The sequence below is a fragment of the Buttiauxella agrestis genome, from assembly GCF_900446255.1.
In the GTDB taxonomy this organism is placed as follows: domain Bacteria; phylum Pseudomonadota; class Gammaproteobacteria; order Enterobacterales; family Enterobacteriaceae; genus Buttiauxella; species Buttiauxella agrestis.
Genome location: NZ_UIGI01000001.1, coordinates 51,881 through 65,943, shown reverse-complemented (window position 1 = coordinate 65,943; position 14,063 = coordinate 51,881). Strand labels below are relative to the sequence as shown.

The 14,063-nt window shown below is 51.6% G+C and carries 9 protein-coding genes; all 9 read right to left on the bottom strand.

Annotated elements, in window-relative coordinates; all coding sequences use genetic code 11:
* Positions 1–6: 6 nt before the first annotated feature.
* Positions 7–2,001 carry a biofilm formation regulator HmsP gene (hmsP, locus tag DY231_RS00295; RefSeq protein WP_218568329.1) on the bottom strand — a complete coding sequence of 665 codons (1,995 nt, stop codon included), beginning with the start codon at positions 1,999–2,001 and terminating at the stop codon, positions 7–9.
* Between the two features lie 197 nt (positions 2,002–2,198).
* Positions 2,199–2,783 (bottom strand): hypothetical protein, encoded by a 585-nt coding sequence (locus DY231_RS00290; protein WP_115626863.1) that lies wholly within the window; start codon positions 2,781–2,783, stop codon positions 2,199–2,201.
* 12 nt (positions 2,784–2,795) lie between these two features.
* Positions 2,796–3,557, bottom strand: a complete 762-nt coding sequence (locus DY231_RS00285) for a DUF2778 domain-containing protein (RefSeq protein ID WP_115626862.1) — start codon at positions 3,555–3,557, stop codon at positions 2,796–2,798.
* A 95-nt stretch (positions 3,558–3,652) separates the two neighbouring features.
* Positions 3,653–4,132 (bottom strand): Hcp family type VI secretion system effector, encoded by a 480-nt coding sequence (locus DY231_RS00280; RefSeq protein WP_115626861.1) that lies wholly within the window; start codon positions 4,130–4,132, stop codon positions 3,653–3,655.
* 146 nt (positions 4,133–4,278) lie between these two features.
* Positions 4,279–5,274, bottom strand: a complete 996-nt coding sequence (locus DY231_RS00275) for a family 8 glycosyl hydrolase (protein ID WP_115626860.1) — start codon at positions 5,272–5,274, stop codon at positions 4,279–4,281.
* 9 nt (positions 5,275–5,283) lie between these two features.
* Complete coding sequence (gene bcsD / locus DY231_RS00270; RefSeq protein ID WP_115626859.1) at positions 5,284–5,751, bottom strand: cellulose biosynthesis protein BcsD; 468 nt, start codon at positions 5,749–5,751, stop codon at positions 5,284–5,286.
* Between the two features lie 2 nt (positions 5,752–5,753).
* A complete protein-coding gene (locus DY231_RS00265; protein ID WP_115626858.1) occupies positions 5,754–9,602 on the bottom strand; it encodes a cellulose biosynthesis protein BcsC in 3,849 nt (1,282 codons plus the stop codon).
* A 12-nt stretch (positions 9,603–9,614) separates the two neighbouring features.
* Positions 9,615–11,936 carry a cellulose biosynthesis cyclic di-GMP-binding regulatory protein BcsB gene (gene bcsB, locus DY231_RS00260; protein WP_115626857.1) on the bottom strand — a complete coding sequence of 774 codons (2,322 nt, stop codon included), beginning with the start codon at positions 11,934–11,936 and terminating at the stop codon, positions 9,615–9,617.
* Positions 11,933–14,053 carry a UDP-forming cellulose synthase catalytic subunit gene (gene bcsA, locus DY231_RS00255; RefSeq protein WP_115626856.1) on the bottom strand — a complete coding sequence of 707 codons (2,121 nt, stop codon included), beginning with the start codon at positions 14,051–14,053 and terminating at the stop codon, positions 11,933–11,935. Before bcsA ends, bcsB begins: the two co-directional genes overlap by 4 nt.
* Positions 14,054–14,063 lie beyond the last annotated feature (10 nt).

The following is a 14,063-nucleotide window of genomic DNA, read 5'->3' as shown; positions in this document are numbered from 1 at the left end:
AATGGTTTACTGCTGAGTGGTCGACAAATATTGTGCATCAAATTCTTTAAGTGTCAGCGCCCTGGAGAACAAATACCCCTGCGCCAGCGTCACGCCTTCGCTTAATAACCAGTCGCATTGCGCCTGGTTCTCAATCCCTTCGGCCACCAGTTTCAGGCCCAGCGTTTTCGCCATACCGATAATCACACCCGCCATTGCGTTGTCATCGGGCAGGCCGTCAACAAAGCTCTTGTCGAGCTTCAGGACATCGACCGGCAGCGCTTTCAGGTGATGCAAATGGCGCAGGCTGGCGTAACCCATGCCAAAATCATCCAGCGCAATTCTGACCCCGGCTTTACGCAGCGGCCGCAAAACACTGATCGCTTTTTTCGGGTCATCAATACGATGGCTTTCAGTGACTTCAAGGATCAACATGCCTGGCTGAATGCGATAACGCACCAGTAACTCCAGTAGCGACGACCCCATTTCTTCATGCAGCAATTGGTGCGCCGAGATGTTCACACACAGCGGCATGGTGATGCCCTGACTTTGCCAGCCCGCCAGCACGCGGCAAGACTCTTCAAGCACCCAGTTGCCGATCGTGAACATCAACCCGCAATCTTCAATACGCGCAATCAAACCTTCTGGCAGCGCCCAGCTACCATCCGGCTGCTGCATGCGCAGTAAAACCTCTGCACTCACCACTTCGCGGGTGCGCATATTGACCTGCGGTTGCAGCCAAATCGCAAACTGCTGGTTGTCTAATGCGCTCAGTAAATCATGCTCCTGAGTCAGATGGCGTTGAGCGATTTCCATCTGTTCCGGGTCAAAAAATTGAATCTGATTTTTACCGTGGCGACGAGCTGAAAATGCGGCAGATACCGCACGACGATAAAGCTGTTCCGCCGTTAAACCACCGAGATACATCGCAATACCAATGCTCGCCGTTGGTTTAAGTGAGATTGACTGAATCGGCAATTTTTCGTTAAGCACCGCGAGAATTTGCTTTGCCAGCGCCATAGCAGCCCAGGCATCTTGCACACCATGCGCGATAATACCGAAGTCGTTGCCGCTAAGCTGCGCCAGCACCATATTCGGTGGCAGCACGCTTTTGATTTTTTCGACCAGCGTCAGCAACAGCATTTCTCGTTGCTCTTCGTTGAGCACGCCGGCAGCGTCCTGCAAGGTTTCGCTGGCAATCACAATCAGCGCACTTTTTTTATCATCCGCCGTAAGCTGTTCGAGCAACGCCAGCAACAGCGCTTTATTGGGCAGCTCTGACACCACATGACGCGTGCTCATGGCGCTCATTTCATCATGCAAACGCAGCGTCATCTGCTGGTTACGGTTATAGCTGCGCACCAGCATGCCGATTTCATCATCGTGATGCAGCGCGGGTAATTTGAGTTGATGGCTCGCTGCATCATGCGGGCTGAGGTTGTCTATCTCACGGGCAATATTGCGTATCGGATGCACGATCAAACGGTTAATCGACCAGCTAATAGCAACCGACAAAATCAGCGCCAGCAAGAGATAGGTCGTCAGCAACGTTGAAATGGTGCTGATGATGAATTTGTACATCCGCCAGGAATCCGCTTGCAGCACCAGGTAAGCCAGCGGCTGCGGATTTGCCGGGCGCTCCAGGGAATACAACGGTAATGAAATTTGAACCGGCAGCTCAAACAGGCGAGCAATCCACATCGGAATTGGGCGCTCAGGCGCAAAGCTCTGGCGTAATGCCTGGAACTGGTTCGGCAATACCACGTCTGCCCGGCTGATAATGCCAGACGGTTGAATTTGATTCAGGATGGCTTCAGCCTGTGGAATATCCGCTTTCAGGATCGCAGCAGACAGCGGAATACGCACCGAATGGGCGATTTTCTCCATTTGGCTGGCTGTGTCGTAGCGGCTTTGCTGCACAAAGTGGAAAAGCTGAACCACGATAAAAATGAAAATAAACAGCACGGAAACGGCTGACACCATTGCCATCTGTTTAATCGTTAACGAACGACTGACTCGCAAACTAACTCTCCGCAATGACTGTGCCCTGATAGACATATTGTTGTGCAGGCTGAGTATACTGCATTGTGGTGGGTTTTAGATGTTGTAGCGGCCGAATAGGGGAATTCTGTAAGCAAGATTCTCTGGTGAGTAAGAGGCATGGGGAAACCCCATCCTTCGACGTAACAACAATCGTTGAAAACCCTGACAACACATTTCTATTCCTGCTCATTTTCAGGTGAAGGATCTCCAGAGAGGGTTTCCCTCAGGGTCTTTGAAATGGCATGACAAATAGAAAGAGGTAAAATGGTATGCACAAATATTAAGAAATCAGCGAACAGAGGATTAAAATCATATACTCCACCACTATACCAACCGTATTCCTTCTTCATGGTATGATATAAATCATCAAACATAAGGTCCAGAGGTAATAAATACATAAGGATCATAAGTGCTAAAGACATTATACTGACGCTAATAATATAAACAAATGTGTAATAACACGACCGCACAAACAAACGCTTAATTGTAGATTGTTTCTTTTCATTAGCATTAATAAACTTATTCGCTATATTATTTATAATAATATAAAAAACTGGCATGAACAAAAAACCATATAAAAAATAACATGTAACACCGAGTTGGAAAAAATCGCAGACCCTATCGAATATATCAGCTTGTTGTTTCCATTTAGTGCACACCCATAGAGTCAAGTCTCTAAAATAAAACACTATAGAAAGAACACTCAGCATAGAAGTCGTCAAACCAAAAAACAAAAAATAAGGTTTTATAATAATTTTCATCAAGACTTAGCTCTATTTTATAATGGTAATGGAAACACCCGTTCTTAGATCTGACTCAGATTTATTATGTTGTTCTCTAAATGTCCGAAAATCATCTGCAGCCTGCCCATAGCAGGCATTCTCTCGTAACAATGCGTTGCTCACCTCGCCTCTTTGCAATAAATTATTATAATCATCAATACCTAAAGACTCTGTGAAAAAATTATGGGGATCGGGCAAATTTCCATTTTTATAGTCATCATGGATGGTCGGATTATTTATTACATGAATGTAACCATAAACTTCTAGTTTTTGACCAACTGCAAACACCTTAGTTTTCCTCTGGTGTAATAGTGCTCTTCTGACAAATAAAAAATCAGGCACACTATAAAAAGTAATACACCCCTCAGATACACCACTTCCATCAGCATTTAATGGGTGCAGGCAAAAAGCACTTCTTATTTTATTATAAACAGGGAGTTCATTACTCATTGTTTTGTCACTGAATAAACCAAACCAGTTTTGATGATAGGGCGTTTCACCACTAATAAATGTATTTTTCCACAAATCAATAAATGTCGCCCTTGCCCTATTCTTCAAACTCCCTACGGGCCGATCAACGATCCAGTATTTACCCGGAGGGATAGCAGTCCCGCTTTTAAATGAACATTCTGGGATATTGGTATAAGGTTCCTGGCCGCTTAATACATCGAACTGGCCTAACCGACCACAATTGAGTTTTAGTCTCTTACTCTTCACATCTCTTTTTGCATAGTCCATTACAAAATGTAACATTGCATCCTCTCAATGATGACAACTTTCCTTGCCGTGAAATTGCATTTATAAAAATAACTTATGAATGGAATTTCAAATATTTATTTTAATGATATTTAATAGACTCGGTCGCTCCACAAACTATATGCACTGGTTCCTGCGGTACAATGTTCCCATGTTATGGTTTCATAGGAAAGTGATATTACCTCATGCGGTTGTCCGTTAGGGTCACTTAAATTATTGGGTAGTGTCAGATGAATATCAGTCATTCGGGCTTGAGTTAGCTTTATTTTGTAGAACAATTCATTAATACCAAATTTATTTGTCATATAGACATCGAAATCGCATGTCAAAATCTCGTTCTCAGAAATAGCCTTGCCAAGTAAAGGTGAAGATTTATCAATAGGTTTGGTGATTATAACCGGGTGATGACAAGCATTTTGATCGCGGGAAATGGCGTGAGTTAATTCATAAATAAGAATCTGATCCAGATGGGAAATTTGTGCTTTATTTCCCACAGAGTCCAGCGACATACAACCCGCTGAGATTTTTCCCTGATTTTGTCCGACAAGTGTTAAATATGTTAAATTCGCCATGAGTAGACTCCTTTATTAATAATCAACAGGCATAAAGGATTTACACACAAAAAGAAGGGCAGAACAATTCTGGTTTCGGATCGAATATCAATCTAAAGCCCCGCACCCATGAATATAGCGGTGAGGGGCTGACACCAACCATCAACTCACTTCGTCGATAGCGCCACCAGCATCTTTAAACTCGCAGAATAATAATCTTCTTGCGCGGTAATTTGCGGTTGCGCGGCACTTGCGGGTTGCAGCACTAAATCGCGTACCGCCAGCAAGCCGCCGTCCATCATATAAGGTGCCGGATCACCAGTGGTGACATTCACCCAGGCTGGAGTTTTATCACGCGCGAAACGCCCCCACCAGGCTTTATAAACCTGTAACTGCGGGCTGCTGTGGTTAAACCAGTACACATAAAGCGGGACGCGAATCGCATCGTAGCTAAAACGAGCTGGCCACTGTTTTGCCGGGACGGTTCGCCCATCGGAATATAAAGAAACCCAGTCAGATGGAAGCTGCGGGTTGCCAAAATGCATTTTCCCGAGCAGCTTCTGCCCGTCGTTGATCAAATCTCGCCACACCATTAAATGGCTACGATTGGCAAAATCCTGCCACGCCGGGAAGATGAAATAGGAAGGGTTGAGGTTTACGTAACTGTTGAGATTAAAGCCTTTAGCTCCGGGCAGCATCACCTGGTAGCCCGCAAAACGAATCACGTTATGGGCAACCAACGCCTTGGTGATGGCATCAGATTCATTGAGATAATCTTTGTCGCTCCACTTTTCCCCGGCTTTTAACAGCGCCCATGCAATAAACGTATCGCCATCGGTGGCGTTATTTTTATCGGTAATAGGTTGTGCTTCAACGGGGTTATAGCGCCAGTAAAACAAACCATTTTCCGGGTTTTTCAGGGTCGTACGCGTCCAGCCCCATATCTTATCGAAACTGTCACGGTCATCGTTTAGCACCGCCATCATCATGGCGAAACCCTGGCCTTCGGTGTGACTGACGCTTTTATTGCCGGTATCGACGATGCGACCATCCGGCATTAAAAATCGCGACTTATAGCTATCCCATGCGCCATCAGCCAGCGCGTGATGGCTGAAGATCAAAGCGAATATTGCCACTATCAGCGTTTTGTATCGCTGCCACATCGAAGCACCTCATCGACTAATTTGATATCTGAAGTGTACCACTGTTGTCGACGGTGAAGATTCGCGCCACAGCGATACATGCGGTTTACCACCCTGATCGCGAATCCAACGGGCGTACACGCCTTCCAGAACCGCGCTAAAAGCGTTGTTCCAGGAAGCCTGCTGCGCTTCTTCGCCAGGGACAGGTAAAGCCATATGGCGAATAAGCATCGCCGTTTCGCTGACCTCAATATCAATATAGCCCCAGTTGAAAATGGCGAGTCTGCCATTTATCTGTGTTTCGAGTTCGCCCACAGTTCTTGCGACAGGTAATGGGAAACGCCCGGCTAAGGTGTCGCCCATTTGCACCAGAAACTGGCGGCTTTCCCCTTCCCCCGCATTCGCCACCATGCTTTCAATCATGATGTGGAGCAGAGAGAACCAGCCCGGTTGCGTTTGCTGACTCTGAAAGTATTTCAAAAGCTGCGCGTCATTCATGCTTAATTATTCCCCAGCAGGTAACGGAAGTAGAGTTGCGCGGTACTTTCGTTGTAATCACCAAAGGTGTCATATCCAACCTGGCCACCAATCGTCATGTCTTTATTCACTTTGTAATCGGCTGCGGCGCGAAGGTTGTAGCCCATGCCGTTTTCGCTGCTGCCGCTGTACCACGCCTCTTTGGCAAAGCCGTTAGCCACGTAGTTTTCCAGTTGCGACTGCATTGCTGAATCGGTCGGGAAGTACGGGCTTTCGTCCTGGCTATACGACTGGTAGCCCAGCGACGCGCCGACAGACATCGTCCAGTTATCAAACTTCTGCGAATAATCCACCGGGAAGGAGACGCTGATGTAATCCTGCGGGCTGAAATAGCCGCCTTGCCCGTAGCTGAAGTAGCTGAGGTTTTTCGAGTAATCCATGTAAGTCATGCTGATACCGGTTTTCAGTTCGCGGTCATCAGCATGGTACGGGCGAATATAAACGCCTGCGTTACCCGTGAAGTTGTCGTTGCTCGGGACGTTTTCGCCACGGTAGTTATACAGGCCAACACCGGCATAAAAACCGGCGTCACCATCGTCGTAGCTCAACTGTGCGCTACCGCCGTTTTTGGTGACCTGACCCCATTTTTTGCCGCTGTATTTGTCTTCGACACCCACATAAGAAAGCAGGCTATCGACCACCGCCCGGCGCTCACCGGTCAGCACTAATTTCAGGTAATCCGTTAATTGTGGCGACCATTGCACGCCACCGACCACGGTATTCAAATCCTGACTCAGCGGCGTGGAACCGATATCCAGCTTGTACTGCTCGCCGGTTAACGCCATGCCCACTTCGACACCCGCCGCACTTTGCGAACCCTGAGACGGCACGATTATCTTGTCGATATTTGGCAGCTCTGGCGGTGTGGTGGTTGAAGCGTTATACAACTCCTCGCCCACTTGCCCCTGAATCAGAGCACCCGTACCAAAGCGGCGGCTGGACTCGTTTGACGAACTCCCGGCGTTCAGGCTGATTGGCGTCACGTTCAAATCCAATCGCGAGTCGCCAAACGGCACGGTTGACCACTGTAACGGTGCTTTAATTTCAGTGAGTTTGCTCAGGCCACTTTCACCATCACGCCCACGCACCGACACCGCTCCACGCGCCCAGGTGGAGGTTTTCTCGGTAAGCTGTTCCATCATGTTATCGACCTGGCGCAACGTGCCCGCCTGTGCCGTTTCAACCGGCAAGTCAGTACGCGTCGTGCCCACAGGCGCGGTTTGCGGATTACGCGCCAGCTGTGCGACCTGCCACGGCATCGCTTCACCATACAGCGAGTTGGATGCGGTAGCTTGCGGAGCAACGGACGTTTTCGGGGTGAACGGGTTATCTGCCAGCGCCAGGCCACCCAGCGTTGGCGCCGTGCCGCTTTCAACCCCTTGCAGGCCCACTAATTTGCCACGGGCGGTGCGTAAATAGCTCATCGCCTGTTGGTGATTGCCATCGGCTTCCGCCACGCGTGCCAGCAGCAGCAGGCGATCCGGGGATTCGTCGTTTCGTAAACCCGCAGCCAACTGCTTCGCTTTATCGACATCTTTATTCGCCAGCGCGACGTCAATTGCTCCCGTACGCGCATCTTGTTGCGGCGTGTCGCGCGTCATCAAATAGTCGTAAACCAGACCCGCTTCTTTGTTCATTTTGCCGGACTGATACAAACGCGCCATGGCAAACATCAGGTCGGTGTTTTGCGGATCGTTTTGCATCGCACGAATCAGTTTGTCGTACGCCGCCGCATAGTTGCCCTGCGTGCGTAGCTGATCGGCTTCGTTAATGACATAACCATTGCGAATACTCGCCAGTTGCGTCGGGGTGCTGCGCGACTGCAATTCCGGGCTGGCCAGAAATGCCTGCGCTTCACGCCCGAGGCCCGCCTGGTTTAGCACCGCAATCTGGTCGCCGTAATCACCGGCATTGCCCTGCACGCCACGGCTCATGTTGCCGCGCACAATTGCCACGGCGGTAGTGACATCGCCAGATTGCGCCAGCATTTTTGCCAGTTTACCGGCATCAGCCGGGCTTTGTGGCGGACGCGTAGCCAGTGCTTTTAAGGTATTCGCCGCCGCAACCGTATCGCCCTGCGCCAGATAGCGTTCGGCGACCGACATTTGCAGGTTGTAGTTCACCCGTGACGCAAGCGAGCGCATATCGCTGTTCTGGCTGGAGGCCGGAATACGCGAAAGCAGCGTCTGCGCTTGCTGCCATGCGTTGTTTTCGCTGGCAAACAGCGCACCGGCATACAGTTCGGTATGGGTGGCATTTGGGCGGAACGACGGCGACATCACGTTGCTCGCCTCCGCGCTATTCCCCTGTTTCTGGAGCTGACGCGCTAAGTCGAGGCGCAGCCACGGGTCAGATGGATAACGCGAAACGCCCTGCTGCAAAATCGCAATGGCCTGTTGCGGATTGCCATTTGCGACGGCCTGTTGCGCCTGACGCCGCACCGGATCGGCAGGATTGCCGCCAGAAACTCGCGGCTGCAATTTTGCCTGCAAACTGGCAGGCAACGTTTGTAACATCGCCTGCGCTTCGGCGGTTTTGTTCTGCTCGTGCAACACGTAATAGAGGTTTTCACGAGCCGGGCCGTTATTGGGCTGATCGGTCAGCAAACTGCGCAGCGTCTGCTCGGCAGCGGCGTAATCTTTATTGTGGCGCTGAACATCGGCGCGGAATAATTTCGCTGATGTCCCGCGTTCACCGCTTTGTTGCGCCAGCGGTGCGCTGAGTGCCAGCGCCTGGCTGATATTGCCTTGTTTAAACGCGGCCTGTGCGCTCGCCAGTTGCCCGTAAAACTCGGCGTCATCGGCCTGCTGTTTGCGCTCGCCGGACTGTTCACCGCCGAGGTTCGCCGCACGATTTAAATATTCTGCGGCGGCGGTGTAATCGCCTTTACGTTGCGCGATATAACCCATGCCTGCCAGCGCGTCGGCGTCTTGCGGGTTGGTTTGCAGCACTTGTTCAAACTGGCTTTTCGCCGCATCGGTATTCCCGCTATTAAGCGCGGTAAAGCCTTCGCCTTTCGCCGCACCGCCGATGTTTTTACGGTAGTGATCTTGCACCGCTGTATCTTTCGGATGGCGTTGCAGGAAGGTTTGATAATACGGCTCGTCGCTCGCCGTTGGGCCAAGCCACAACAACGCCTGGCGCAGCGCTTTGTCCGCATCCTGGCTGCCACTGGCCATATTTTGCAGGATGTCCATGCCTTCACGGCGCGTCCCTTCCTGATAAGTCAGCACTTTACCCAGCGCGATGCGCCCGCCGTTATCCTGCGGGTTTTGCGCGGTGAACTGGCGAAGACCTGCCACCGCCTGCGGGTAGAGCGATTTATCGCCCGCCATCGTCAGGTAATATTCCGGGGCAAGACTTGGCGGCGGTTGGTCGCCGTTAAACAAATTACGCCAGGTCGCAAGGGCGGCGGGAACGTTGCCGCTGCGTGCTTGCTGGCGAGCCAAATCCAACTGCCCGCGAGGGATTTGCTGAATTTGTTTCGCGTTATCTAACGCCTGCAAATTGTTATCCTGCGGCGAAACAGACGCAAGGCGTTCGCGCCACTGTGTGGCACCTTTGATATCTCCGGCCTGCTGCGACCACAACGCCATCAGGTACATCGCCTGGGTGTTGTTGGCGTCAACCATCAACACCTTTTGCAGCGCTTCTTTCGCCAGCTCGTCGTGTGACTTTTCATGCCAGTAGTTAGCCTGATCAAACAACGCTTTTAACGCCGGATTATTATCCGCAGCCGTCGCACTCAACGTCAGGCCACCAAAGAAGCACAGAGTTAACAGGTGCCGGGCAGTTTTGTTTTTATAAGTCATTGAGCACCACCTTTACTTACCATCATCCTGTGGATTAAGACGTTTTTGTGCGCGTTTTTTCAGTAAGGCATACAAGCTCAGGCCGATTACCGTGGCGAACAACAAACCTAAAATGGCCAGGAAGGCGGAGTGCTGGTTGGCATACCAGACCACCATCATGTACCACGGCATTTGGCCGCTCGGGAACTGCTGGCCGACACGGAAACTGCGGACCCCGTTTTCATCGGTAATGATCGCCGCATCGCCACGAATACTGGCGTTGATTCGGGCCGAGCTGAGATCCGTCTGAAGCCGTGAGAGTTGTTCGTCGGTGCTACCAATCGCCATCACCACCACGCGATCCGGGTTCCATTGCGAACGGAAACTCACAAACCCGCGCCACGCTTCGTTAGAGGAGAAATAGCGGTCGGCGGCGATACCCGTCGAACCCCAGTCGCCTTCTATCCAGCTTTGAATTTTTTGCCAGATTGAACGTTCACGAACGCCGAACGAATGCTCATTGCTGGTAAATGGCGACTGCGCCAGTAACGTGCGGTTGAACGCATTCTGATTGATGGTCGAAACCGCCAGCACATGGCTTTCTTCAAGGCGTTGCAGGTTCGCGCCGCCGGTCGGCAGGCCAAACATCACCGCGTTGTTGTTAAGCGATGCCCCGGTCGCATTTCCCGAACGAGCCGCCATATTCAGCAGGGTGCTGATTTCAGTCTCACCTGGGTTTTCAGGCAGCAGCAGAACGGTATGTGAGTAATCCGCAAAGCGGGAGAACGGGAACGAAGCACCAACGAAATAGGAGAGGTTTGGCAGCAGCGAGAAGTGGCGCGTTTTGCTCAAATCAATCCAGGAATCATCATCGATACGGCTCTTAATGTTGTTATTAAGCAGCACGCTACACGGCGCGGTTTCTTTGGTCTGGATGTTGAAGTACAGCGATAATTGGTTGTCGCCGTAAATCAGATACGGTTGTAGCGCGAGGTTGTAATGTTCCTGACGTGCATCGCCGCCCACTTTGCGCCACAACGTTTCCAGCGCACCTTGCTTGTTCACCGGCAGGTTGTTGAGGAAGGTGCCGTTGAACGTCATGGAAAGGTACGAACGCTCTTCGTCTATCCAGTTTTCCGTTGGGAAGCGATAACCGATTTTCATCGGGATCGTATCGCCATCCCACAAGAACAAATCCGGCGCGGCGCGGAAGGCAACGCTTAATGGCTCGTGCCAGATCCCCGTTGCGGTCAGGCTTTGGTCTTTGCGCATCAGTTCAGTTAAACGCACCGGGCGTTCGGTAGAAATCCAGCGCGGCGCGTCATACGCTTTGCTCACCGGAATCACCTGGTTTTCAACGGCGGTGCTGGCGGTTTGCCCGTCAAATTTACCGTGAGTTAAACGCCACGCTGCCGCGCGAAGTTGCTGATCTGAATTCCCCACCACTAACAGCAGTTTATAAACCGGGTTGCCGGGATTATCGATGATTTGCAGCATCGGTTTTTGCGTTGCAGGTAACGTCAGGCCGCCAATCTGGTCGCCCGGCTTACCAAACAGAATGCCGTTTTTCTCGGGCAATTTGTCGTGCAGCGCGTTAAAGGAAATCCCACGGTAATCCGCTTCGATCCCCAACCAGGACGCCACCAGGGCCGCAGCACTCACCTGCTCAGGCAGCGTTTTGGCCGGGAAGGCAAACGCCACAGAGGCCGGAGTCATCTGCATTGAGTCAAAGAATGGGCGCGGGAAATGGCTGAGATCCGCACCGATATTCAACTGCTGGCCTTCGAGATCCAGGCGCGTGGTCGGCATGATCGTGACCTGGTATTTATCAGACAGGTCACGCAGGCACAGTAACGCATCGCCATCGTTGATTTTAAAGCTGATGTTGTTGCTCGACACCACCATCGCCGCCGGAATGTCCAGCTGGTAATTCGAGACATCGCTGTCCGCAGAACCTAGCGGCACCGTCCCCAACGGCTGACCGTTCATCATCAGTTGCAATGTGGTGTTACGTGCCGCCATCGCCGGAGACACTTTCAGATTCAGCAGCAGTTGCGCATTGGTGATGACCTGATCTGCGGGCAACGTAAAGTCGATCCCTGCCTGCAACTGGCCGCCACTGAGCATGACGCCGCGCGGCTGGCCCATTTGCGCCACGGTAATACTGCTGACGTTGCCCGGCGTGAAGACCGATGGCGACGACGGGGCCACGACCGCCGGAGAAGCAACGTCCGGTGCCGGTAAATCCAGCGGAATTTGTGACTCTACCGTCGTGGTGTCTTCGGCCATAACGGGCGAGCTTAAAACACTTAACGCGAGCAATAACTGGCAAACTTTAACGGTCATCCGTTTCATGTCACGTTGTCCTCACTGGCACTTTCCATACGCTTCGCTTCTTCCTGGCGCAGACGGCGGTTTTCGCGACGTGATTTCCAGGTCAGCCAGAACAAGTCAAACACACAACGGATGATGATAAGCAGGGAACGGAACGGGTTATCCTGCGGCTTCGGTGGGTGAATCCAGGCATCAGCACGCGCCAGAACCACGCGCACCAGCTCACGGCGACGGTCGAGTGGGATCTCTTCAAATTGCAGGCGAATCGCCTGTTCGTCGTTGGCAATCACTTGCACCGGAATACTGATGGAGCCGGACTTCAGTTGCAGCTCAATTTCTTCAATTTCATCGGTGAGATGGCGATCGTCCGGCACCGCAATTCGGCAGCCGCCCATCGACAAATCGAGCGTATTACTGCGCGATGAAATCCCGCTGGCGTAGTGGATCACCACGGGAATATCGACATCAATACGAATGGTTTTACGGGTCTGACGCGTTTCACGGGCGACGGCAATCGCCGCTAGCAGGAACACCAGGCTATATAACCCCCAGCCCACGTTGAGCGCGATAACATTCGGATCCACGCCGAAATAGTCATGGGCGCAGGCACGCACTATCCCGGCGACCACCGCGACGGCCAGTAAAACCGCGACAATCATATGCGGACGCACGACGCTGAAATCGAAGTATCCGACGTTCAACAGCGCGCCTTTATCGGTCACGTTGAATTTGCCGCGTTTCGGGAACAGCATCGTGACGGCCGTCGGCAGAACCAGGTGGAAAGCCATCACCATGTCGTAAATCTCACCCCAGAAACTGTAGCGATAGCGTCCGTTCATGCGTGAGTTGAGGTAAATGCTCAATATCAGATGCGGCAGGGCGTAAGCAAAAATCAGACTCGCCGAGGAGTGGATGATGTTCAGGTTGAACAGCAAATACGCCAGCGGCGCCGTCACAAACGCCACGCGCGGCAAGGCGAACTGGAAATAGAGCATCGCGTTGAGATAACACAGACGCTGCTGCCATTTCAGGCCACGGCCAAATAACGGGTTATCGAGGCGGAAGATTTGCGTCATGCCGCGCGCCCAGCGGGTTCGCTGAATCACGTGCAGTACCAGGCGCTCAGTCGCAAGGCCCGCCGCCAGAGGGATATCCAGGAACGCGGATTTCCAGCCAAGGCGCTGCATTTTCAACGCGGTGTGCGCATCTTCGGTGACGGTTTCTACCGCAAAACCACCGATTTCTTCGAGTGCGCTACGGCGAATCACTGCGCAGGAGCCGCAGAAGAATGTCGCGTTCCAATTGTCATTCCCCTGCTGAATCGGGCCGTAGAACAACGCGCCTTCGTTGGGAATGTTTTTCCCGCCGGATAAGTTACGCTCGAACGGATCGGGCGAGTAGAAATAGTGCGGAGTCTGCAACAGAGCCAGTTTCGGGTCTTTCAGGAACGCACCGACGGTCGCTTGCAGGAAAATACGCGTGGCGACGTGGTCGCAGTCAAATACGCAGATCAGCTCACCTTTGGTGAGTTTCATGGCGTGGTTGAGGTTCCCGGCTTTAGCATGCGAGTTATCGTTACGCGTGATGTAACCCACGCCCGCATCTGCGGCAAACACCGCAAACTCGCGCCGTTTACCGTCATCAAGCAGATAGATTTTGATCTTGTCGCGCGGGTAATCGATACATTGCGCAGCGAGCACGGTATCGCGTACCACTTCGAGGCTTTCGTTATAACTCGGGACGTAAACATCCACCGTCGGCCAGGTCGACGTATCTTCCGGCAACGGCACAATTCCCCTTTTTAATGGGAAAGCGGTTTGCAGATAACTCAGTAATAAAACGACCCAGATATAAAGTTCAGCTAAAAATAACCCTATTCCCAGAATGGCTTCTATTTCAGAATTAAAGTGCAGCGTTTGTGTCGCACGGAAATAAATATAACGCGTCGACATCAAAACCGAGACCAGCATCATGATTATCGAGACGCTGTGCTTTTTGCTGAAGCCTAATAAAAACAGAATCGCAAGGCTAATAAAGCCAAAGATATACTGCTTCTGGCTGTCCATAGGCGTAATGATGATCAGGACTGCTATTGGCGCTAATACCAATAGCAGTAAATAAAACAGGACCTTTTTCATAGGACATCCT